The 21,826-nt window shown below is 38.6% G+C and carries 24 protein-coding genes; 9 read left to right on the forward strand and 15 right to left on the reverse strand.

The window, feature by feature from the left end; genetic code table 11:
- Positions 1 to 48 precede the first annotated feature (48 nt).
- Positions 49 to 813 carry an IclR family transcriptional regulator gene (locus MKX82_RS11290; RefSeq protein WP_341077206.1) on the forward strand — a complete coding sequence of 255 codons (765 nt, stop codon included), beginning with the start codon at positions 49 to 51 and terminating at the stop codon, positions 811 to 813.
- Between the two features lie 56 nt (positions 814 to 869).
- Here MKX82_RS11290 and uxaC read toward each other — a convergent pair whose 3' ends face one another.
- The 6 genes from uxaC to MKX82_RS11320 form a co-directional block, all read right to left on the reverse strand.
- A complete protein-coding gene (uxaC, locus tag MKX82_RS11295; protein ID WP_341077208.1) occupies positions 870 to 2,294 on the reverse strand; it encodes a glucuronate isomerase in 1,425 nt (474 codons plus the stop codon).
- Positions 2,295 to 2,303: 9 nt separating this feature from the next.
- A complete protein-coding gene (locus tag MKX82_RS11300) occupies positions 2,304 to 3,440 on the reverse strand; it encodes a glycoside hydrolase family 88/105 protein (RefSeq protein ID WP_282581391.1) in 1,137 nt (378 codons plus the stop codon).
- 107 nt (positions 3,441 to 3,547) lie between these two features.
- Complete coding sequence (locus tag MKX82_RS11305; RefSeq protein WP_233313614.1) at positions 3,548 to 5,047, reverse strand: MFS transporter; 1,500 nt, start codon at positions 5,045 to 5,047, stop codon at positions 3,548 to 3,550.
- 156 nt (positions 5,048 to 5,203) lie between these two features.
- The gene (locus MKX82_RS11310) at positions 5,204 to 6,694 is read right to left on the reverse strand and encodes a UxaA family hydrolase (RefSeq protein WP_237941557.1); all 1,491 of its coding nucleotides are present in this window, start codon (positions 6,692 to 6,694) and stop codon (positions 5,204 to 5,206) included.
- 50 nt (positions 6,695 to 6,744) lie between these two features.
- A complete protein-coding gene (locus MKX82_RS11315; RefSeq protein WP_233313612.1) occupies positions 6,745 to 8,217 on the reverse strand; it encodes a tagaturonate reductase in 1,473 nt (490 codons plus the stop codon).
- Between the two features lie 161 nt (positions 8,218 to 8,378).
- Positions 8,379 to 9,377: a LacI family DNA-binding transcriptional regulator gene (locus MKX82_RS11320; protein ID WP_341077220.1), complete on the reverse strand. Its 999-nt coding sequence runs from the start codon at positions 9,375 to 9,377 to the stop codon at positions 8,379 to 8,381.
- 224 nt (positions 9,378 to 9,601) lie between these two features.
- Here MKX82_RS11320 and MKX82_RS11325 point away from each other — a divergent pair, with 224 nt between their 5' ends.
- A complete protein-coding gene (locus tag MKX82_RS11325) occupies positions 9,602 to 10,912 on the forward strand; it encodes a prolyl oligopeptidase family serine peptidase (protein ID WP_233313610.1) in 1,311 nt (436 codons plus the stop codon).
- A gap of 50 nt (positions 10,913 to 10,962) precedes the next feature.
- Here MKX82_RS11325 and MKX82_RS11330 read toward each other — a convergent pair whose 3' ends face one another.
- A complete protein-coding gene (locus MKX82_RS11330) occupies positions 10,963 to 11,250 on the reverse strand; it encodes a hypothetical protein (protein ID WP_233313609.1) in 288 nt (95 codons plus the stop codon).
- Between the two features lie 350 nt (positions 11,251 to 11,600).
- Between MKX82_RS11330 and MKX82_RS11335 the strand changes: the two genes are divergently transcribed.
- From MKX82_RS11335 to MKX82_RS11345, 3 genes are all read left to right on the forward strand, one after another.
- Complete coding sequence (locus tag MKX82_RS11335; RefSeq protein ID WP_341077224.1) at positions 11,601 to 11,945, forward strand: hypothetical protein; 345 nt, start codon at positions 11,601 to 11,603, stop codon at positions 11,943 to 11,945.
- Between the two features lie 78 nt (positions 11,946 to 12,023).
- Positions 12,024 to 12,962 (forward strand): acetamidase/formamidase family protein, encoded by a 939-nt coding sequence (locus MKX82_RS11340; protein ID WP_341077226.1) that lies wholly within the window; start codon positions 12,024 to 12,026, stop codon positions 12,960 to 12,962.
- Positions 12,963 to 13,247: 285 nt separating this feature from the next.
- Positions 13,248 to 13,376: a hypothetical protein gene (locus MKX82_RS11345; RefSeq protein WP_267913273.1), complete on the forward strand. Its 129-nt coding sequence runs from the start codon at positions 13,248 to 13,250 to the stop codon at positions 13,374 to 13,376.
- 10 nt (positions 13,377 to 13,386) lie between these two features.
- On the opposite strand, the gene MKX82_RS11350 is transcribed toward MKX82_RS11345, so the two are convergent.
- Complete coding sequence (locus MKX82_RS11350; protein WP_233313606.1) at positions 13,387 to 13,701, reverse strand: CHY zinc finger protein; 315 nt, start codon at positions 13,699 to 13,701, stop codon at positions 13,387 to 13,389.
- A gap of 157 nt (positions 13,702 to 13,858) precedes the next feature.
- Here MKX82_RS11350 and MKX82_RS11355 point away from each other — a divergent pair, with 157 nt between their 5' ends.
- On the forward strand, positions 13,859 to 14,629 hold the full coding sequence (locus tag MKX82_RS11355) for a YhfC family intramembrane metalloprotease (RefSeq protein ID WP_251645552.1): 771 nt from the start codon (positions 13,859 to 13,861) through the stop codon (positions 14,627 to 14,629).
- Positions 14,630 to 14,676: 47 nt separating this feature from the next.
- Here MKX82_RS11355 and MKX82_RS11360 read toward each other — a convergent pair whose 3' ends face one another.
- From MKX82_RS11360 to MKX82_RS11385, 6 genes are all read right to left on the reverse strand, one after another.
- A complete protein-coding gene (locus MKX82_RS11360; protein ID WP_341077233.1) occupies positions 14,677 to 15,267 on the reverse strand; it encodes a restriction endonuclease in 591 nt (196 codons plus the stop codon).
- Between the two features lie 92 nt (positions 15,268 to 15,359).
- The gene (locus MKX82_RS11365; RefSeq protein ID WP_341077235.1) at positions 15,360 to 17,042 is read right to left on the reverse strand and encodes an ATP-binding protein; all 1,683 of its coding nucleotides are present in this window, start codon (positions 17,040 to 17,042) and stop codon (positions 15,360 to 15,362) included.
- Positions 17,043 to 17,214: 172 nt separating this feature from the next.
- Positions 17,215 to 17,535, reverse strand: coding sequence for an ArsR/SmtB family transcription factor (locus tag MKX82_RS11370; RefSeq protein WP_233313602.1), 321 nt, complete (start codon positions 17,533 to 17,535; stop codon positions 17,215 to 17,217).
- Positions 17,536 to 17,970, reverse strand: coding sequence for an SRPBCC family protein (locus MKX82_RS11375; protein ID WP_237941562.1), 435 nt, complete (start codon positions 17,968 to 17,970; stop codon positions 17,536 to 17,538).
- Between the two features lie 120 nt (positions 17,971 to 18,090).
- Entirely contained in the window at positions 18,091 to 18,399 is a 309-nt protein-coding gene (locus MKX82_RS11380; protein WP_341077240.1) for an antibiotic biosynthesis monooxygenase family protein, read from the reverse strand.
- Between the two features lie 98 nt (positions 18,400 to 18,497).
- Positions 18,498 to 18,743: a hypothetical protein gene (locus tag MKX82_RS11385; protein ID WP_237942303.1), complete on the reverse strand. Its 246-nt coding sequence runs from the start codon at positions 18,741 to 18,743 to the stop codon at positions 18,498 to 18,500.
- A gap of 161 nt (positions 18,744 to 18,904) precedes the next feature.
- Here MKX82_RS11385 and MKX82_RS11390 point away from each other — a divergent pair, with 161 nt between their 5' ends.
- The 3 genes from MKX82_RS11390 (at position 18,905) to MKX82_RS11400 (ending at position 21,132) form a co-directional block, all read left to right on the forward strand.
- The gene (locus MKX82_RS11390) at positions 18,905 to 19,255 is read left to right on the forward strand and encodes a hypothetical protein (RefSeq protein ID WP_233313598.1); all 351 of its coding nucleotides are present in this window, start codon (positions 18,905 to 18,907) and stop codon (positions 19,253 to 19,255) included.
- Positions 19,256 to 19,528: 273 nt separating this feature from the next.
- Positions 19,529 to 20,500, forward strand: coding sequence for a bile acid:sodium symporter family protein (locus tag MKX82_RS11395; RefSeq protein ID WP_341077244.1), 972 nt, complete (start codon positions 19,529 to 19,531; stop codon positions 20,498 to 20,500).
- 176 nt (positions 20,501 to 20,676) lie between these two features.
- Positions 20,677 to 21,132: a GNAT family N-acetyltransferase gene (locus tag MKX82_RS11400; protein ID WP_233313596.1), complete on the forward strand. Its 456-nt coding sequence runs from the start codon at positions 20,677 to 20,679 to the stop codon at positions 21,130 to 21,132.
- A gap of 52 nt (positions 21,133 to 21,184) precedes the next feature.
- Here the strand turns inward: MKX82_RS11400 and MKX82_RS11405 are convergent, their stop codons facing one another.
- Positions 21,185 to 21,748 (reverse strand): nucleotidyltransferase family protein, encoded by a 564-nt coding sequence (locus MKX82_RS11405; protein ID WP_341079518.1) that lies wholly within the window; start codon positions 21,746 to 21,748, stop codon positions 21,185 to 21,187.
- Between the last annotated feature and the right edge of the window lie 78 nt (positions 21,749 to 21,826).

A 21,826-nucleotide genomic window follows, 5' to 3' on the forward strand; every position in this document is an offset into this window, starting at 1 on the left:
AACAGTCTTGTCTTTTTCCCTTCCAGCTTTGAAAAAGGAAGGAAGACAATGGAAAAACAACTTTATGGAACGGTTTTGCTGAAAGCAGACAAAATTTTGTCCTACTTAGCTGGCTGCCAAGAAGCACAAGCTTTATACACAATTGCAAAAGAAACAGAACTGACTAACTCGACTGCCTTAAAAATACTCGAAACACTTAATTATATTGGCTATGTATATAAAGACAGCGAAACGAAGAAATTCTCTCTTGGCCCAACTATTATAAAGTATGCAAACAAGGCGATTGAGCAGCTGGACATAAAAGAAATTGCCCAGCACCATTTAGAAGTCTTGCAGGAGGAGACGACTGAAACAGTCCATCTAGGCATACAGGATAAAGCCAATATCGTATATATTGCTAAAATTGAAAGTAAAAATCCAATCTGCCTCTATTCCAAAGTAGGTAAAAGCATTCCAATGTATTGTTCTGCAATGGGCAAAGCAGTGCTTGCCGATAAAGGCGATGATGTGGTGGACTCATATCTCGAAGACAACGAGCTTGTCAAAATGACAGAAAACACGATTACTACGAAGGAAGGCTTTCACAACGAAATTGCTAAAATAAGGGATATTGGCTATGCCTTTGATAACTGCGAACATGAAGAGGAAGTATTTTGTGTCGGTGCATCTGTCACAATTGACGGAAAAAACTATGGAGCAATCAGTGTGAGCACACCTAAATACAGGGTTACCGAGCAATTTGAACAGCAAGTTATTGAAGCTGTGCAAAAATGCCAAGCAAATATCATTAAGGATATAAAAGCCTCCTTATAAAAGGAAGTTATATTAAAATAAAGGCTCTTGCTGCCCTAAACAGCAAGAGCCTTTATTTATGGTCTTCTTTCTACTCTATCCCTTAGGCTGAAAAAATTAACGGCATTATTATAAGAAATATCCTGAACAATTTTACCGAGTAGCTTCCTATCATTAGGCGCTTCTCCTAGTTCTACCCAATTGCCGATAAGATTGCATAATATACGCCTGAAATAATCATGGCGTGGATAGGACATAAAAGAGCGGGAATCTGTCAGCATGCCGATAAAGGTACTTAACAGACCAAAATTAGATAAAGAGGAAAGCTGCTTTTCCATCCCATCTTTTTGATCATTAAACCACCAAGCAGTTCCAAACTGAATCTTCCCTTTTATGCCGCCCTCCTGAAAAGAGCCGGCCAATGTTGCCAGTACATCATTATGTACAGCATTCAAATTGTACAAAATGGTTTTCGGCAAAGCATCCTCTGACTCTAGTTCATTTAACAGCCTAGAAAGCTTCTCTCCATAATTCCAATCACCGATAAAATCAAAGCCGGAATCCGAGCCAAGTCTTCTTACCATTTTCGTATTAGGGTCCCTTGCCGCACCAATATGCAGCTGCATTGTCCATCCAAGCTCCGCATATTTTCTTCCTAATATAAGCATAAGCTCTGTTTCATATTGCTCCACTTCAAAATCTGACAGCTGTCCGCCATTCAGTCTTTTCGCAAATATGGCCTCCATTTCACTTTCCGTTGCTTTGGCAAACGGAATGGTTGTAAAGGCGTGATCTGAAATAAAGCAGCCATTTTCATTAAAATGCATAATCCGAGCCATGATTGCATCGACAAACTGGTGAAAGCTATTTATGGATAAGCAGGCGGACTTTTCCAAAGTTTGCACATATTCATGAAAGTCCTCTCTGCCAATTCTCAATAGTCTGTCAGGTCTGAATGTCGGGGTAACGTTTGTACTAAAAGCACTGTTTGATAATGCCTGATGATGCTCCAAAGTATCAGCAGGATCATCTGTCGTACAAATCCACTCCACATTAGATCCTGTAATAAGACTTTGTGCGGAGAATGCCTCACTGCTTATTTGTCTGTTGCAAGCATCATAAATTTCTTGCCAATTCTCTCCTGACAGCTGCTCTTCTATCTGAAAGTATTTTTTCATTTCCATCGCAGACCAATGGAGCAGAGGATTGCCGATTGTATAGGGAAGTGTTTCTGCCCACGCCTTAAATTTTTCACTGTCTGAACGGCTTCCTGTGATTAACTCTTCATTAATCCCAAATGTGCGCATCGCCCGCCATTTATAATGGTCGCCGCCAAGCCATATTTCCGTTATATTCTTGAAGCGTTTGTTCTCTGCGATTGCTTTCGGGTCTAAATGGCAATGATAATCAATGATAGGCAGATCCTTCGCATAGTCATGGTACAGCACTTTAGCACACTTGTTATTAAGCAAAAAAGTCTCCTCATCCATAAATCGCTTCATAATATCCCCCTATTTCCGTTTTTGATTAAGCCATTCCATCTCAGCACTTGCTAAAATAAATGGTCCGACTCCTTTATGGTCATTTGTAACAATCGGTTCACTGATATAATAAGCGAAAGACCCATCCCTCTTATCAGCACCGCCAAGCCCGCCGACATAACAGATTTTATTAACATTAATATAGCCTTCTTTTGTTTCTGTAATAAATTCGTCGAGAATGCCTTCATAAACTTTTTCTGCAACTGCAAACCATTCGTCACCGAGATAGCCTTGGCGCACACCTTTGGCGATAGAATAAAGAAACATGCAGCTGCAAGAGGATTCTAAATAATTACCTTTTCTAGTGCCTTGATCCATAATCTGATACCAAAGCGAAGTTTCTTTATCTTGCACCTTCATAACAGCTGCAAGAACTTCCTCAAGCATTTCTATTAACCTCTGCTTTTGCGGATGGCTGCTTGGCAAAAAGTCCAGAACATCCACAAGCGCCATCGCAAACCAGCCGATTGAACGGCCCCAGTAATGCTTTGACAGTCCTGTTTGTTTATCTGCCCATGGCTGTGCTCTCATTTCATCATAGGCATGATGCAGTAATCCTGATTTTTCATCCTTCGTGTTCTTTTCACACAGCAGAAATTGATTGATGACATCCTCCCAATCTTCTTCTTTCCCGAAGAAATGGACATGTTTACCGTAAAATACAGATCCCATATATAAACCGTCAAGCCACACTTGGTAAGGATATATTTGTTTATGCCAGAAAGATCCTTCCTTCGTACGGGGATGGCGGCGCAGCTGTTCTCTTAACAGGTCAGCGGCCTTTTTGTATCTTTCATCCCTTGTTTCTTTATACAAATCTAGAAGAATTTTTCCGTTATTAACATGATCAATATTGAATTCCTTTAAGCTGTATTTTGGAATATTGCCGACCCCGTCGACAAACAAATCAAGATTTCGTTGAATATAGTCTAAATATTCTCTGTCACCCGTCTGCTTCCATAGCAGGTACATTCCTTCCAGAACGACGCCGTCTTCGTATTCCCACTTCATCTTCGGGTTAATTTCCGGCTTTCTTTTCATCACGCTTTTCGCAGCTTTTGCTCCCCAGCCGTTATAAGTTTTCTTCTTTTCAAACGTTTTCTCCACCTTTACTCACCTCTTGTTCATTTTATGTTCACGTTAACATTTATATTTATAGTGTAAGAGTTTTCAAGAATTTTTTCAACAATAAACTTTTCTGCCTGTCGTTATTTCTATACCGTTTTCCTGCTTTGATAGCCGAGCGAATTGTTTCCAAAGCACTGTTCATACTTAAAGCCTGTTAAATATTCCACTATTTCCTTCGTTTCCTTGTCTACTTCCTGTTTGGAACCGCCATTGTTGATTCTTTCTATTTCTTTTATAATCATCGCATGTGTTTTGCTGTCCAGTTTCATCTTGTATGTGACTAAAATAGCGATTATGGCAAGCGTGATGACTCCAACGGCAAACACCCATACAATGGCATTGACAGCAGATTCAGGCTGTGCCGCATTGCCGGAAACAAAGCCGAATTTCTCCAAAATCCATCCTAACAAAAAGACGATAACAGCGCGAACAAGCTTTCCTGCAAATGTCATTGTGCCCGCATATATTCCTTCCCTTCGTCTTCCAGTCACGAGCTCATCAACGTCAGCTAAGAATGTGTATACTGTCCATGGAATATAGTAAACACCGCCAGTACCAAATCCGAAAATAGCTGTAATAACAATGATCAAAATGACAAGATTAGAAGATCCAGTTAAAAAAAGCGCCGTATAGCCTATTACACTAAGAACAACAATCGTTAACGCCATTCTATACGGCTTGGCAAAGCCCATCTTCAAACATATCCCGATAAAGATTGCTGTTGAAATCAATTGCAGAATAGAGTTCATGCTGTTTAGATTGGATACAACCTCCGAGCTTTGTCCTAATCCAAAAATAATAAAATAAGTAAACGCAGAAGCGAACAGCCACTCTGCACCAAAACCAAACAAATACATTCCTAAATGATGCCTGAAGGTTCTGATTTTGAAAGTAGACAGCATATCAACCACAAGCTTTTTCAAAGATTCAAAGAGATTGCCGGCGCTGTCCTCATTCTTAATACTCTCAAGCGGTCTCTCCCACGAGAATAGATATAGCGCAAGCATGGCTAGCATCATAATGACTCCATACACGATGCCTGTGTAAAAAAATGGCTTCGCCACATCTTGTCCATATTCTGCGATAAAACGTCCTGGTATGAATGCTGCTAAAAAGCCCGCGATTTTACCGAAGATAGCCTTATAGCCTGTCAGCTTTGTCCGCATAGAGAAGCTGTCTGTCATCTCTGTAGCAATCGTTTCATAAGGAACCATGATTCCTGTATAGATCAATTCAAACAGTATATATGCAGATAAATAATACCAGTATCCGAACCCTTCCATCCAAATCATTGGATACACTAGCATAAGGGGGATTCCGAGTAAAATAAAGAATCGCCGTCTGCCAAATTTGCGGCCGAGCTTTGTCTTATGGAAATTATCTGTTATAAACCCCATGATTGGATTGCTGATCGCATCCACTATACTTGCGATTGAAAAGATGGAGGCTGCCTGAACTGCAGACAAACCGCAAAAAGTAGTTAAAAAATACATCAGCCACGCTCCGCTGATAGCGAGTGCTCCACTTCCCAATAAGTTACCGCTTCCATAAGCAAGCTGATGTGTCAGACCTATCTTTCTAGCCATATTCCCTTCTCTCCCTACATGTATTAATAATTCTTGTTCAAAAAATGTTAACGTTAACATTTTTTATTATAGTAGATTGTTCACCGTTGAGCAATCGATGTCATCTTATTGTCACAAAATATTTTGGAAGGTGTGAAAATTTCCACACCTTCCATCCTATAACGTTACACCATCTTTAAAAATAGCAATTTCTCTAAAGTTATTTTTCTCGTGATTTACCTGCATCCCGCTGGCAACATCAATAATATAGTTAATAAACTCCTCAAGGACGGCTTCTTCCTCTACATCCTCAAGCAGGCTGCCCGCATTAAAGTCAATCCAGTGTGATTTTTCTTGATAAAGAGGTGTATTTGTCGACACTTTAATCGTTGGTACAAAGCTGCCAAATGGCGTTCCTCTCCCTGTTGTAAATAAAACAAGCTGGCAGCCAGATGCACCTAACGCAGATGTTGCCACAAGATCATTCCCTGGAGCACTTAGCAGATTTAGACCGTGTTTAGCGAGCTTCTCTCCATATTTCAGCACATCTACGACTTTCGCTGATCCTGCCTTTTGAGTGCATCCAAGTGATTTGTCTTCAAGTGTTGTAATTCCGCCTGCTTTGTTCCCTGGAGAAGGATTTTCGTAAACAGGCTGGTTGTAACGCATGAAATACTGCTTAAAATCATTGATCAAAGCTACTGTCTTTTCAAACACCTCTTTTGTATCAGCCCGCTCCATTAAAATCTTCTCTGCACCAAACATTTCTGGCACTTCCGTTAACACAGTTGTTCCGCCTTGCGCTATTAAAAAATCAGAAAAGCGTCCAAGCAAAGGATTTGCGGTAATACCAGAAAAGCCATCTGAACCGCCGCATTTCAGCCCAACTTTTAATTCGGATAAAGGAACATCCTCCCGCACGTCGCTTTTTGCATTTGTATAAATCTCTTTTAACAGCAATACGCCAGCATCTATTTCATTGGACACAGATTGGGAGGACAAAAATTTCACTCTGCTCTCATCGAACTCTCCTAGGGAGTCTTTAAAATCTTCAATAATATTATTCTCACAGCCTAGTCCTAGCACTAATACACCGCCAGCATTCGGATGGGTTGCTGCATTTCCGAGAATTGTCTTAGTATACTCATGGTCATCTCCAAGCTGAGAACAGCCATAATTATGCTTGATTACTTGAATGTTTTCAAAAGGGGAAATATCGCCGACTTCACGGGTGAATTCCTTTACAATTAAGTCAGCTATCCCGTTAACACAGCCGACTGTGGGCACAATAAATAGTTCATTGCGAATACCGACAGTGCCATTTTTTCTCCTGTATCCTTTAAATGTTTTATTTACCTTTGTATACGGGTTATCTCTGATTTGCCGAGAATAGCTATATTCCTCGATGCCAGACAGATTTGTTTTGGTGTTATGTGTGTGCACCCAACTGCCTGCCAGCAAATCTGTTGTTGCATGGCCAATTGGAAAGCCGTATTTGATAATATCACTGTTAGCAGCAACTTTTTCAATAGTGATTTTGTGCCCATATCCAATATCCTCTGTTAATGTCAGTTCCTTGCCGTCTACAACCAGCTTAGTGCCTGCTTTTAAGTTTTTTAGGGCAACTATACAATTGTCCCTTTCGTTGATTTTAATAAAATCCCGCATGTCTACTCCTCCATTTATTTAAGTATTTAGACTACTTTCCAGACAGCTATTTACAGTGATTTTTTATTTTCCATGCATGCTTGAAGGGCATTTCTTATTCCGGAAGTTTCCATCATCATAAGATAGTCTGTAACAGTGTCAGCTAGGCTTTCGATTGCACTTAAGTCCTGCCCCCACAACGCTTTCTCTCCTAAAACGGAGGTGACAAAGCTGTAAAGAGAGGTGCGGGTTTCGTCCACTGTACTCCATTGTTTATCAAAAAATGAGATAATTTCCTTATCGTCACGAAGGATAATTATATCTTGACCCCGTTTGCCTTTGTAAAAGGAGAGGAGAGCGCAGAACGAAAAAACTAACTTCTGTGGAAGCTCGCCCTTTCGTTCTGCATACTCCAATAATGTCGGCAAATCTCTTGTTCTAAACTTTGAAATAGAATTTAAGGAAATATCCATAACATAGTGGGTAATATATGGGTTTAAGAAGCGGTCGATAATGTCGTTCGCATACATGATTAGCTCCTCTTCAGGAAGGTCAATTGTCGGGATAATTTCTTCGAAGATCAGGCTCCTGACAAACCCGCCGATCTGCTCATCAAGCATCGCTTCGCCCACCGTTTCTTGTCCGCATAAATAAGAAACCGGTGTTAGCGCTGTATGTGCTCCATTTAAAATCCGCACCTTTCTCGTTCGGTATGGTGTCATATCATTTACGATGAATCCATTAAGTCCTGCCTCCTCTAAAGGTAATTCTTTCTTCAGCCAATCAGGTCCCTCAATAACCCATAAATGATATTGCTCTCCTACTACAATAAGGCTATCCTCATACCCTAATTCTTCGGTAATTTCCTTAATGGAATCCTTCGGATAGCCTGGAACAATCCTGTCTACTAAACTCGAGCAAAAAATTGTAGGTTCTGTTAACCATTCAACAAAATCACTTTCCAATTTCCATAATTCCGCATATTGAAGGACGATTTTTTTTAATTCTTCTCCATTCCTGTCAATTAATTCACATGGAATAATGACAACTCCCTTATCCTTGCTTCCTTTAAAATGCATGTAACGATGATACAATAATGCTGTCAGCTTCCCTGGAAAGCTGCTTGGAGGTGTATCTGTATACTTGTCTTCAGGATTATAAGCTATGCCTGCTTCTGTCGTATTGGAAATGATAAAGCGCAGCTCTGGATTTTCTGCGAGTTTTAAAAATTCATCGTATTGCTGATACGGATCAATCCCTCTTGAAACTGCTTCAATTACTGTATGCTCTCTGACGGCCTCGCCATCTTTAATGCCTTGAAGAAATAAAGTATAAAGTCCGTCTTGGTCGTTCAGCTTGTAGACTGTTCCGTTTGCACGAGGCTGCACAACTGCTACACTGCTTTTAAAATCTGCTTTTTTATTCATCTTATCTACTTGCCAATCTACAAAGCCCCGCAGAAAATTACCTTCGCCAAATTGAATGATTTTCTCAGGGTATCTCCCAGACTTTTTCGTCCAACAATCTTTTATGCTGTTATTCAACTAAAACGCCTCCTTTTTATGCACACGTTAACATTTTGAGTGAAGCCAAATAAAACGTATACAAAATTAATATACATTCGATTTCCATTTCTATCAACCTTTTACTAATAAAATATGAGCATAATCATCCGATTATGCTCACGTGAACATTTTGATTTATATTATATATTGAGTACAGAATCTCGGACAATCAGTTCTGTTTTAACGAAAACACTTTCACCAGTCTCATGTGGATCATTAATAAGTTCAAGCAGTTTTTTCGCTCCTTTTCTGCTGATCTGCTCAATCGGTCTCTGAACAGTTGTCAGCTTTGGTGTTACATATTGGGAGAATGGGCTGTTGTCAAAGCCTACAATCGAAATATCGTCAGGCACATGCAACCCCTTTGCAAATACTGCATTAATCGCTCCGATAGCCATATCATCATTGGAACAAAAAACAGCGCTTGGTGGGTTGTTTAATCCTAAAAGTTTTTCCATTGCTTGATAGCCACTTTCCATATCATAGCTGCCTTTAACCATATACCGTTTGTTTATGGCCAAGCCGCTTTGCAGCAATGCTTGCATATAGCCATTTTTTCTTTTTACTGCTGTTTTAAAGCTTTCTTTCCCTTCAATAATCCCAATCCGTTCATGCCCCTGCTGTACTAAGTAACTAGTTGCCTCCATTGCACCAGATTCATCATTGGATAGAATATTCGTAATGAAAGGATCATCAATTTCCCGATTTAGAACAACTATCGGTATATTTTGGTTTTGCACATGCTGGATGAATGCATCATCGTCATCGCTTTGGCTCATCAAGACAATACCGTCAAACCTTTGGCTGTTGATTGCCGCTAAATCTTTAAAGTCATCTATTCCTCTGACAAACAAATTATAATTCTCATCTATCTCCCCATTTACTCCTTTTATTACATTGGCAAGAAAGCTTGCCGAAGTCCCATTTGATATGCTCGTAAAGAACAAGCCGATCGTATAGGATTTCTTCAGGACAAGACTTTTGGCACTATAATTAGGCACATACTGAAGCTGTTCTGCCAGCTCCAAGATTTTTTTTCTTGTATCTGGTTTTATTAGAGGGCTTCCATTTAGCGCTCTAGAAACAGTCGTATGTGACACGTTTGCTAATTTAGCAATATCCTTTATCGTTACACCCAATGGTATCACTCACTTTTTCATGGTTTCTCTATTAGTTTACTTGAATATTTCAGCAATGGTCAAGACAAGCAAAAAGCAAAATAATGCTTCCGTACGATGACTTTTTACTATTTTAATGGGTTAACTTGCTAAAATAGGCTTTTTATCCCTTATCACAAGTCTGCCAACATGATAGCATTATTTTTGTAAGCGTTTCATAAACATAAGAGAGGAGCTGCTAAAACATGAACAAGTACATAAAATCTGCATTATTGTTTACTTTAGGCTTCATCTTAGTTTTCTCTTACAGCACTGGTGCAAGTGCTGCACAAAAAGGGAAGAATAATACTTCTTATCGCACAGTTATCGAAGTAAAGGATTGGGGTCCAGCAGTAACCAAGCTAATTGTAGATATTGGAAAAACTATTCCCCAAAACAGCGTAGATAAAGACACTTTTAAAGTACATGTCACAAGGAGTGACAGCAGGCTTGCCAATCCCCTGTTAGAGGAAGGTTATAATAATGTTACAAATGCCTTTGTTTCCGACAAAAATGGAAACGCTGCCAAAAACGGCAAATATGTAGTTATTGAACTCGAGCACGGCCCAACTGTGACAATAGGTGCGGCGATGAACTATGACTTTGCAACAGGCTTAAACGAATGGGTTGATTTTAGTTATGAAATTCAACAAGCAAAGGATATTAAAACTAAAGGTAAGTCGATTTCCGGCCTTCTTGTCACTTCATACAAGGGGACAGAAAATGGCCTGGTAGGTGAATTTTCTTTAGGAAAACATTCAGCTGATGGCACTACATTGACATATGCTGATTTCGCCCCTGCAAAGGATAAACAGAAAAACCCGTTAATTATCTGGCTGCATGGCGGCGGTGAAGGCGGGACGGATGCCACCATCCCTATTTCTGGAAACAAAGCAGTGAATTTTGCTTCTGACGACATGCAATCCATTTTTGGTGGTGCATACGTATTGGCACCTCAAGCTCCAACTTATTGGATGGATGGGCTGACAGGCAGAGCAGATGGCACTTCCAAATATTCAGAAGCATTGATGTCTCTCATTGAAGAATATGTTAACAAGAATCGTGACATTGACAAAAATCGTATTTATATCGGCGGAGCTTCAAATGGTGGCTATATGACACTGCTTATGACTCGTGATCACCCTGGCTATTTCGCAGCAGCCTTTCCTGTGTGCGAAGGTTTAAATGATAAATATGTAACAGATGAAGATATTACAGCTCTAAAAGAAACACCAACCTGGTTTGTAACAGCCAAAAATGATACAACGTTGCTTCCAGAATTAAACACATTGCCAACATACGAAAGGCTTATTGCCGCAAATGCACAAGATGTCCATTTAAGCTTATATAACGACGTCCATGACACATCCGGATTATACCGCAATGCAGATGGAAGTGCTTATCAATATGATGGTCACTGGTCTTGGATTTATGTTTTTAACAACGACCCTGTAACGGCTATTAACGGTAAAAACATGACGATTATGGAATGGCTTTCTTCCAAAACATTGCAATAAATAAAAGAAAGCGGCTGTTGCCCAGCCGCTTTCGATACCAATTTAAGTATTTAAGAAATCACTTTATATTTTTTATTTATCTTAAATGCTAAAATCCGCAAAAATTCAGATACGGTCATTCCTTCTACATGCCTTGAATACCATGAAAGCTTTACACCCATATCTTCTCCATCATGTCTCACACCGATCGGTTTATAGCCCTTCTTCCCTGATGTGTCTGTATAATCGAACTCTATGATTAGCTCTTTTCCCTCTGGTGTCTCTAATTTCACTTTATATCTCGGATGATTATACTCTGGCTTATACTTTACACCTTTGATTTTTGCTTTTGTATTCATATAGTCTCCTTTATGAAAAATTATTTTTCCATTCCCTTTAGATTCAGGAATGAATGGCCAACCTTCATAAAAATAAACTCTGTAATGAAATGGAATGGCTGGTCTAAACTGCATAATCGTCTCTTAAGCAACAGCAAAAATTTTTAAGAGAATAATAGCGGTGTTACAGAGCCAAAGAAATAAAAGAAAAGGATAAAGACCATAACACCCTTTAAGCCGTACTATTTATATATATGACTCTCCCTTACTTATATGCCTGCTTTTTCCAATCATAACGTTTTACTGTTTCCTCTTATCATCTTCTGTTAAAATGGTATAATCATTATTAGTCTATTTTTTTGGAGGAAACAATGATTAATGCAATTGGTATAGTAGACTTTAACTATAAGCCGACACAAACTTCTAACTATAAACTGCATGTGTCGAAAAAGATTAACGAAGTAAAAAATAAGTTTTCTGATAAATACGAGGTGCTTTCCGTTTCTGAACCCTTTGATTTAGATGGAGATATTCACGTTCGTGTGTCCTGTTCTTTTGAAATATATTTGTCTGAAATAGCTTATTGCCGAACGATAGATGATTATGTGAGCCATATATTTCCTACATTAAAGCAGCGTCTATCTTCTAAATTAATTTCGACAAAAGTGCATACTCTTACAAAAATTCATACTCCTGATGAAAAAAATTATTATTAAAAAACCCTTTTTCAGTTCCTGAAAAAGGGTTTTTTTATTCGGATATAGAAATAAAAGGCAAAAGAAAGGAGTGTTTGCTTGAAACATATATTAACTTTAAAGCAAGAAAATTTTCATGGTTCGTTCAGCAAGGACTACCGCCCTGTGCTGACAGTTGAATCAGGAGACAGTATTCAATTACAAACTTTAGATATTGAGTGGGGCTTTTCTGAATCAGAAACTGCTGAATACAAAACATTCATTTCCAGTCAGCAGGAAAAAAAGCCCGGCCATCCAATGATTGGACCAATTGCTGTTAAAAATGCACAGCCAGGTATGGTGTTGGAAATTAAAATAAATGAGATTGTCCCAGGCTGGTACGGCAGAAATTGGAGCGGCGGTATTAAAAATTGGCAGAATCTCACACTTGGGATTGCAGACGAAGAAAGGATTCAGCTTGACTGGAAGCTTGACTCACAGCAAATGACAGGCGGCACAAATATAAATGGAAAAACATTTACAGTTGCTCTTAAACCATTTATGGGAGTAATGGGAGTGGCGCCAATGGAAGAAGGCGTGCACGCAACACCTCCTCCCCGTTATTGTGGCGGAAATATCGATTGTAAGGAATTGGTGAAAGGCAGCAGCCTGTTTTTGCCTGTTGCTGTTGAGCATGCCCTTTTCTCTATAGGCGACGGACATGCGCTGCAAGGGGACGGAGAAATTTCTGGTACTGCAATTGAGTGTCCGATGGAACTTGTTGACATTACGCTTATTGTTAGGAATGATATGAAGCTGAAAGCACCCATTGCAAAAACACCCTCAGGCTGGATAACACTAGGATTTAATGAAGACTTAAATATCGCAGCAGCAGATGCCTTAAATGAAATGATTTCTTTCATGCAAAATACATACCAAATCAACAGAACAGAAGCTGCTGCCTTAGCAAGTGCCGCTGTTGATCTGCGGATTACGCAAGTTGTCAATGGCGTAAAGGGAGTGCATGCCGTATTGCCTTTCGGCGCAATAAGATCATGACTGGAAAAACATGCTGGAACATACGTATGTAAATCTAATTCAAAACCAAACTATTTATATCCTTTATTGATTAATAGTTTGGTTTTTTGTATTTTCGGTTTTAATACATTATTTATTAACTTAGGGGATTGAAGTGAAGGACACTGATTTACATAGGTTATATTTGTTTTGTCTCTTCTTTTCCATATTTTGAAACTTTTTAAAAATCAGCGCGTATTACTTGTATAAATAGTTAATATACAAGTAATACAAATATAACGAAATCACAGGAGGCAGGTTAAAGAAATGAAACTAAAAAAGAAAAAGGAAAAAAAGGATCGTGCTGACGCGGCAGAATTAGCAATGGAATTAGCTGAACCCCTTTATCTTCTCGTGCGGTTTCTGTTTCGGGCTATCGGCAAGTGGCTGAATTGAATTAATATTATTATTCCGCTGCAAAGTATAAATGATGATGTAAGGAACATCTGTCATTATACTTCGCACCACAAACAGTACAAGAGCTCATTTCCTTGTACGAAGCAATGGAATGCTCTGTATTGCACACACCACAAAGAATAGCCTTCTCCGCAAATTTATATTTCGGCCAAACTTGAATTTTGTGATCTGCTGCCTCTTCATGACATTTATAACAAGGATAGTATGTATTACAGCAATAGAATTTAATGGCGATAACATCAATAGCACTGTGATAGTGCTTGCATCTCGTCTCATTATCTATCGTAAATCCGTGAACTTGCATAGTCTTTCCTCCTAAAGCAGAACTGATTATATTATACAATGATTTTTTAGAATACTTCCATTCCAATCTCTTTAAGAAATACCCATTAGTAATTGACACCCTTTTCTTTCTGTTATACATTATATATAACAGATAGATGGAAAGGAGAGGAAAAGTTATGTCTACGATTCTTACAGGAGTCTTGCTACAAATTGTGCTAACTGTCATTATTCCCATCATCCTCTTAATTGTGCTGCGTGTTAAAAACATGTTTACCTGGAAAGCTTTCGGAGCCGGAGTACTCATCTTTATTTTGTTTTCACAAATACTAGAAAAGCTTTTGCATGTAGCTGTCCTTGCCCCATCAGGAATTGCATTGAAATGGACAGACAATCCTTATATTTTCGCAGTATATGGGGCATTTGCGGCGGGAATATTTGAGGAAGTCGGCAGATATTTTGCGTTTCAAGTAATGTTAAAAAACAACCGGTCTTACAGAGACGGACTTTCCTATGGGCTCGGGCATGGCGGAACAGAATCGGTTTTAATCGGAGCTTTTTCTGCTGTAAATACGTTAGTCATTTATTTTCTTATCCAATCTGGAAGTCTTGAGCAAACGCTTGGTGCTTCTCTCCCTGAGGGACAGCTGAATCTCATCAAGGAACAGCTTGCCAACGCAAGCATATGGCTGTTTGCTGCAGGCGGAATGGAAAGAATATGTGCCATCGCCCTTCATATTGCCTTGTCTATCCTCGTTTTACTTTCAATAAGGGAAAAACAATGGAAGTATTTAATGTATGCGATTCTGTTTCATGCTGCTGCTAACTTCCTGCCAGGCTTATACCAAGCGGGAGTCATCAAAAGCCTGCTGGCTGTAGAAGCAATTCTTTTCAGCATTGCAGTAATCTCTGTCATTTTCACTTACCGAATAAAAAACAGATTTCATTAACTAAAAAAAAGAAAATTCTCTTTAGTACGCAGAGAATTTTCCTTTTTTTATGTCAGCTGCGGCCTAATACTACTCATTTCCTTTTCCGCATTCCTTAAGCTTACTAGCCATAGATCAGCAAGTGCCATGCCGTCCATTAGTTCTATATTCAGCCCCTTAGCATAAGTGATTGCCTTAGGCGTAAAGGTGCCAGCTGTTATCACATAACCGCCTGCTGCACGTTTTTTTATGATGTTTGAATGAATCAAGGCAATTTGTTCAACCCCGACTTCATGCTGATTGCTATTAATTTGTCCTAAGTACAGCCTATCTTTTGTTTGGTGCTCCAAGTTTACACCCGTTTCATCTGTATCATTCAGCACCCAAGCTGTGCCACCTCTTGTTCTTTCCAGCAGGTTTGCAGCAAATAACTCTAAGGTTACTTCCTCTTTCACCCAGACCGGACTGCTTGTAATTTGCTTATCAGCTGGAAGAAAACGCAGAAACAAACCCATTGCTAACGTTTTTCTTATTTCCTGACTTGTATGGAGATGCTGTAGTATCAGACTGTCCTTATAATTCTCCTGCTTTTTTGTCCAGAAAAAATGAATGAAAGCAAGGACAATCAGTATACCTGCAATTACTTCGAAAAATAGCAAAACTGTTCCCTCCTTATTCATAAGGATAGACAGAGAGAATATAATTATACAAAAAATCACAAAAGGTTGTAAAAAGCTGCTGCCTGAAGCTTTTATGAATCCAATGGAATGCTCACCGTAAATGTTGTTCCTACTCCTTTTACGGAATGAAATCGAATATGTCCGTTATGCTGTTCAATAATGTTATAGCAAACCATTAAACCGAGACCAGTTCCCTTTTCCTTTGTTGTATAAAATGGCTCCCCTAGCCTGTCTTGAATATCTTCAGGAATGCCCACACCATTATCGATTATCTCAAACAAAGCATGTCCATCCGCTTCCTTGGCATAGACCATAATTTTACCGCCGTGAGGCACTGCTTCAATCGCATTTTTTATGATATTCATAAATACTTGCTTCACTTGATCTCCATTACATCTGCAAAATAACGGCTTGTCCATTATTTCAAAATGAAGCATCACATTCTCCATATTTGCCTGTGATTGCATAAAGGTACAGATATCATATAAAAGCTTGGACAAATCCATCACTTTAATTTCTGTCGACACTGGCTTTCCTAGCAATAATAATTCACTGGAAATTGTCTCAATCCGATTAATTTCAGCATCTAAGATTGGATACACATCTTTAATGTTTAAGGACCCTTGTTCTGCCAGCTTCATAAACCCTTTAATAGCTGTAAGCGGATTTCTGATTTCATGGGCAATGCTTGCAGCAAGCTGACCTGCAATTTCCAGCTTCTCATTCCTTATCATCAGCTCATGATTTTCTTTACGTTCCTTTATGTTTCTCGCAATATGAATAATCGTTTCCTTATCCTCAAAAACGAAGGGAAACGACAATACTTCTACATCGACTTTTTTGCCAGTCATTGCTATTAATTTAACTTCACATGTAGAAAATCGATCCTTATTAAGAACATTTGCAGCCTTTTGCTTAATCTCTTCATGATAGGCTGGGTCAATGATATCCCATACTACTTTATGTTGAAGATTCTCCGTGTTTGCTTTCATTAACTTTAAAGCCGATTTGTTTGTATATGCTATATTGCCACGTGAAGTGATAAAAACGGCGTCAGGCATTTCTTCTATAATTCTTGCATAATGTGATTGTGCAATTCTCAAGGAAGATATAGCAGTCTCATAAATCATTTCCTTCCGAATGGAAGGATGCAGATTCTCTTTGTCATAAAAGCTTGATACTACAAACTCATTATCAGACATAATGTATTGATTAAATTTCATAATCTCCATTTGTACGGTTGCTGGCAGCTTCATCCCATCAAATGCACAGATGCCAAAGCTGTTGACTTTTTTGATAAACTGTTGGGCACAACCTTCATATTTCGTTAGCTTTTCGAGCAAGTTAACCTGTCCGTCAAGCCAAATCACCTTTCCCCAATGCCTAATTGGTTTTCCAGTTTTTAAAAGGGGACCTATCGTTTCTGAGAATTTCCGAAACATTCTGTCAGGATTAAGCGGCCTACTCGGTTCATAGAAGTCCTCATTATCTACAAAAAGTATAGATTCCAATTGTGATTTAGTAATACCTTGGATTTGGAGTTTGGCAGCAACGATGGAGCGGACTTTGTTGCTGTCTATAAAAAGAATCCCTTGATTTAATTCAATTCCGGCAGTTAAAAAAGACAGCGCATTATCTATGTATTTTTCAAACTCTGCAGATACATATAAAATATGGGTACCATTTCTGATTTTTGTATTTTTGCTAAGAGCTGTTTCAGGAGGAATATTATGTCTAAAGCTGTTAATTGCCATCCAAGTCCCCACTTTCTTATGTAGCGTGTTTATAAACGTAAAGATGAATTTTTGATATCGCTTACTTTCCCTTTTCTATCATACATATTTTTTGGTAATTTTCCTAGTACATTCTGCTTGCAGTGAAGAATTTCACCAAAAGGAAAAAGGCGCCTTTTAAGCGCCTTTTTTGTTATTCTTCCTCTATTAAATGCTTAAGCACAGACAGTTTATTGTGCCAGAACTGTTCGTAATAAGAAATCCATTCTTGAACCTCCGCAAGGGGTTCCGGCTGAAGAGAGTAAATTTTTTCTCTGCCTGCCTTTTTTGCTGTGACAAGTCTTGCATCTGCCAGCACTTGCAAATGCTTGACAATTGCTGTCCTGCTTACTGGAAACTGGCTTGAGATTTCAGAGATTGGCATATCCTTTTCAGACAATAGCTTCAGCACATGTCTTCTCGTTGGGTCGGCAATTGCTTGAAAAACATCTTGTTTTACAGCAGAAGCTGTCATTTACGCTTCTGCTTCCTTTTTCAGCTTTTGAACAATGCCGCCCCAGCCTTGGTTCATTCTATCGCGGATTATAGCTGACTTTTCATTTGCCTTGCCAATTAATTCGTCATTAGCCTTCCATCCACCATGCACAATAGTAAATTCTGTTTTTCCATTTACCTCTTGCAGGGAGAATGTGACAAACCATCCTTCCGTATCCCAATCAAATGCAAGCTTATGAGGAGGATTTAATTCTGTCACCTTACAAGGTGACGGTCCGAATGGAGATTGCAGATGAAATTCATGGCCAAGCTTTGCCTCAAAATTATTTGGCATAAACCATGCAGCAATTCCATCTGAAGTGGAAACAAAGTTCCAGACTTTCTGTATGTCCGCATCAATAGTAATAGTTTGGACAATATCCTGCACCTTGTCCTGATTTTGACTAATTGTCATAAAGGCATGCTCCTTTAAGTTTAATTTAAATAACACCTTTTGGTTACACTTTTATCTTATAACACCTTTTGGTTATATGTCAACCTGCCTTCCCCTATTATGACTATTGTTTATTTTTTCTTATTCGTTCATTCCATAATCTCTTTCCACTTTGCAAATACGGACAAAGTAATCTTCATACCAGCTTGATTTACCTAGCTTTTGGGCTGTTTGATGCGCAGAATTCTCCTTCCAGTGTTTAATCGCTTCAAGAGATTCCCAGTAGGACACGGTTATCCCTAAGTTTGCATCCCTTGCACTTTCTATTCCAATAAAGCCAGGCTGTTGTCCAGCAAGTTCTTCCATTCTCTCAGCCATTTTCCCATAGCCATTATCTCCATCTGTTCTTTTTGATGTAAAAATAACTGCATAATACTCTTTCCGTTCCAAAACATTCTCCCCTATCTTCTTAATCTCTGTTTTTTTATTTCGCGTCTATAAAGATAAACTCCTTTTTTAGCTTATAATAAAAAACACTGGCAAAAGCTTCATTTCGCCAGTGTTCGTCCTTTGCGCTGCAGATAAAATTCCAGTGTTCCCATTTCCTCATTTGCAAGTATTTCCATTTCTTCGAGATCTTTTGTTGTAACATATGGGTCTGATGCATTCCATTTTATAAATTTAATAAAATAATAGTTTTTGATTGGGTATAGTATTACTTTGGAATGAGCAAATTTATCATATTTAAATTCCATGCTGCCTTTTTTTCTGTAAGCGTAGGAAATCACATTCATGTTCCCACCTGCTTTCTCATTAATATCCATTTATTTCACTATTCCCTGTCCTTATGAAGAAAAACCACATGCAGAAACAGAAAATTTATCCTATTTTACTTATCTCTATGCTATAATTACAAAAAATTCATACAGAAGTACTATTAAGGAGATATAATCTTATGGAAAAAAAAGGATGTTTTGACATTAAGGTGAATCACTTCTCCAAAACGATTGATATGTTAATAGAAGGTACCTTTGATCCCTCTAAAGTTTTCGAGTTTGTCACTGATTACAAAAATAAAATGATAGGAGTGCCTGTCAAAGAGTACAGATTAATCATCGATTGTAAAAACATGGATGTTCTAACCCAAGAGATGATTCCATACATGGAAAACTCATTTCGTTTATATAAAGAATTCGGCGTAGAAAGAATGATTATTATCATTCAAAAAAGTCCTGTGCTGAGAATGCAGCTGAAACGTATCGCAACGAGAACAGGATTATTATTTCCTGTGATTGTTGAAATATAGTTTACGAGGGGAAATAGAGTCTATTTTATTTATAGCAAGTATAGTTAGAAAAGCAATACTTCACAAACAAATGTAGAAAAATAGACATATTTCCCATTCTCCTCCTAACAACTTACCCACTCCCACATTTTCTACAATAATTTAATTCTTTGCCTTCAAAATGTAAGCAGATTTATTTAAATAGTCAAACATTGATTTTTCTTAATATTTAATCTAATATAGTTAGTGTTTTTATTACAAAAATCTGAATTATCATACTTTGGAGGTTTCGTTATGCGAGTCATCGAGAAAATCAGCAGCTTTGCCGGAAAAACATTTACATTATGGGTGTTAATTTTTGCCGCTGTTGCCTACATTATGCCCAATCATTTCGTTTGGATTGGCAGCTATATTGTTCCTTTATTAGGGATTGTTATGTTCGGCATGGGGCTTACTTTAGAATTATCCGATTTTAAAGAAGTATTCACACGTCCTAAGGATGTTGCTCTTGGAGTAATTGGTCATTTCATCATTATGCCGTTGCTTGCATTTTTGCTCGCAGTTGGGTTGGACTTGCCAAGTGAAATTGCTGTTGGCGTCATTTTAGTAGGCTGCTGCCCAAGCGGTACAGCATCTAATGTTATGGTATTTTTGGCGAGAGGAAATGTTGCCCTCGCAGTTGCCATTGCATCCGTTTCGACGATATTAGCACCAATTGTGACACCATTGCTGATTTTGCTGTTTGCAAGTAAATGGATACATATCAGTGTAGGTTCCTTGTTTCTTTCAATTGTTCAAGTTGTCATCATTCCATTAGTTCTTGGTTTTATCGTTAAACGCTTTTTTGGAAAGCAGGCTAAAGCTGGTGCTAAAGCGATGCCGCTTGTTTCGGTAATTGCGATTGTTTTAATTGTGTCTGCCGTTGTTGCTGGCAGTGCTGAAAGATTGGCTGAAACTGGGCTGATTATTTTTGGAGTCGTTATCCTTCATAACGTCCTTGGCTTTATCATCGGCTTTTTCTTTGCACGTCTTTGTGGTATGGACTTGGCCAAGCAAAAGGCTGTGGCAATGGAAGTAGGCATGCAAAATTCAGGATTGGGAGTTGCGATTGCTACAGCTCATTTTTCACCGCTGGCAGCAGTTCCTAGCGCCATTTTCAGCGTTTGGCATAACTTGTCTGGTTCGCTTCTTGCCAATCTGTTCAGCAGAATGAAAGATAAAAACAACAGTGAAGATCCAGAAATTAACAATAACCTTCATGCTTAAATGTTCAACATATATTTGCAAATCATCACCATTTAGCTGTGAAGTGAGTCTATTTCTCTTTCAAACTGACTAAAATAGTAATATTCTAAATAATAATGCTATTCAAATAACCTTATGGTAGGATAATACTATTAGATTGTCATTTCAATTAGTTTAAAGAGAGGAGAACACATACATTGATCATTAAAGTTGATGATTTACAAGGACCTGAAATTGCAGGCTTATTAGAGGATCACCTTCATAGCATGACACTTCATTCACCGCCTGAAAGCATCCACGCCCTTGATTTAGAGGGATTACGCAAGCCGGAAATAACGTTTTGGAGCGCCTGGGAGGATGGTGCGCTGTTAGGATGCGGCGCATTAAAGGAATTGGATAAAAATCATGCAGAGGTAAAATCGGTAAAGACTGCTCCTGCCCACTTGCGAAAAGGTGTTGCTAAACAAATTATGTTACATATTTTAGAAGCCGCACAATTCCGCGGCTATGAACGCTTAAGCCTTGAAACAGGCTCAATGGATGCTTTTTTGCCTGCAAGAAAGCTATATGAAACATTAGGATTTACTTATTGTGGTCCATTTGCAGATTATAAACATGATGAGAACAGCATGTTTATGACAAAGCTGCTGTAATTTTTCAAAGAAAACGGCTTTAGGAAACACACATCCTAAAACCGTTTTTTCTTTATTCTGTGATACGCAGTTTATCCCATACAGAATGCCATTTTTTTTGCTTTATTCTTGCCTCGTAAATATGTCTGTTGTTTGCCTTTTTAAAGGGCGGGGTTGGTTTAACCTCAAGGAAAACAGCATCTTTTATCCCCCATGGAGCACAAAGAACGATGCTGTCATCTTTATGAAGCTTTACTCCAAGCGCTGTAGCCGTTTCAGGAAAATGTGCTATCCCATCAGCAGAGGATTCATATGGCGGGAAGTTATTTAAAACATGCATGCGAGCTTGATTTTTTACAGACCATGGCAGATTCGGATTGTATTGTTCTAATTTTTTCTCTAGCTGCTTTTCCTTCTCTTCTGATATTTCGGTTGAGTCAAAATAAATCACATCAATATCAGCAAGAGGTGTTCTATGTGAAAAACCATGGATTTTATCCCAGATTTTTGTTCGGACAAACCCTGCACAAATCCACCAATCAGGCAAGTTGAGCTTACGGACCGTTCGTAAAATGTCCATCATCCATTCATCGTCATGAATCCACTCTTTAATGTCTAATTCTGTTTGTATCATGATTACACCCTCTTTTTTTATTGCTTCCCTTTTAATAGTAACAGAGAGCAAAAGTGAATTGTAAATATCTACTATAGGAAA

Origin of the sequence: Niallia sp. FSL R7-0271 (genome assembly GCF_038005785.1) — a bacterium.
In the GTDB taxonomy this organism is placed as follows: Bacteria; Bacillota; Bacilli; order Bacillales; family Cytobacillaceae; genus Niallia.

Excerpts from the sequence above, each read along its gene's own strand:
- MKX82_RS11290 (WP_341077206.1), top strand. The coding sequence starts at position 49 with ATGGAAAAACAACTTTATGGAACGGTTTTGCTGAAAGCAGACAAAATT.
- uxaC (WP_341077208.1), bottom strand. The coding sequence starts at position 2,294 with ATGAAGCGATTTATGGATGAGGAGACTTTTTTGCTTAATAACAAGTGT.
- MKX82_RS11305 (WP_233313614.1), bottom strand. The coding sequence starts at position 5,047 with ATGGCTAGAAAGATAGGTCTGACACATCAGCTTGCTTATGGAAGCGGT.
- MKX82_RS11310 (WP_237941557.1), bottom strand. The coding sequence starts at position 6,694 with ATGCGGGATTTTATTAAAATCAACGAAAGGGACAATTGTATAGTTGCC.
- MKX82_RS11325 (WP_233313610.1), top strand. The coding sequence starts at position 9,602 with ATGAACAAGTACATAAAATCTGCATTATTGTTTACTTTAGGCTTCATC.
- MKX82_RS11330 (WP_233313609.1), bottom strand. The coding sequence starts at position 11,250 with ATGAATACAAAAGCAAAAATCAAAGGTGTAAAGTATAAGCCAGAGTAT.
- MKX82_RS11335 (WP_341077224.1), top strand. The coding sequence starts at position 11,601 with ATGATTAATGCAATTGGTATAGTAGACTTTAACTATAAGCCGACACAA.
- MKX82_RS11345 (WP_267913273.1), top strand. The coding sequence starts at position 13,248 with ATGAAACTAAAAAAGAAAAAGGAAAAAAAGGATCGTGCTGACGCGGCA.
- MKX82_RS11350 (WP_233313606.1), bottom strand. The coding sequence starts at position 13,701 with ATGCAAGTTCACGGATTTACGATAGATAATGAGACGAGATGCAAGCAC.
- MKX82_RS11355 (WP_251645552.1), top strand. The coding sequence starts at position 13,859 with ATGTCTACGATTCTTACAGGAGTCTTGCTACAAATTGTGCTAACTGTC.
- MKX82_RS11365 (WP_341077235.1), bottom strand. The coding sequence starts at position 17,042 with ATGGCAATTAACAGCTTTAGACATAATATTCCTCCTGAAACAGCTCTT.
- MKX82_RS11370 (WP_233313602.1), bottom strand. The coding sequence starts at position 17,535 with ATGACAGCTTCTGCTGTAAAACAAGATGTTTTTCAAGCAATTGCCGAC.
- MKX82_RS11375 (WP_237941562.1), bottom strand. The coding sequence starts at position 17,970 with ATGACAATTAGTCAAAATCAGGACAAGGTGCAGGATATTGTCCAAACT.
- MKX82_RS11385 (WP_237942303.1), bottom strand. The coding sequence starts at position 18,743 with ATGAATGTGATTTCCTACGCTTACAGAAAAAAAGGCAGCATGGAATTT.
- MKX82_RS11390 (WP_233313598.1), top strand. The coding sequence starts at position 18,905 with ATGGAAAAAAAAGGATGTTTTGACATTAAGGTGAATCACTTCTCCAAA.
- MKX82_RS11395 (WP_341077244.1), top strand. The coding sequence starts at position 19,529 with ATGCGAGTCATCGAGAAAATCAGCAGCTTTGCCGGAAAAACATTTACA.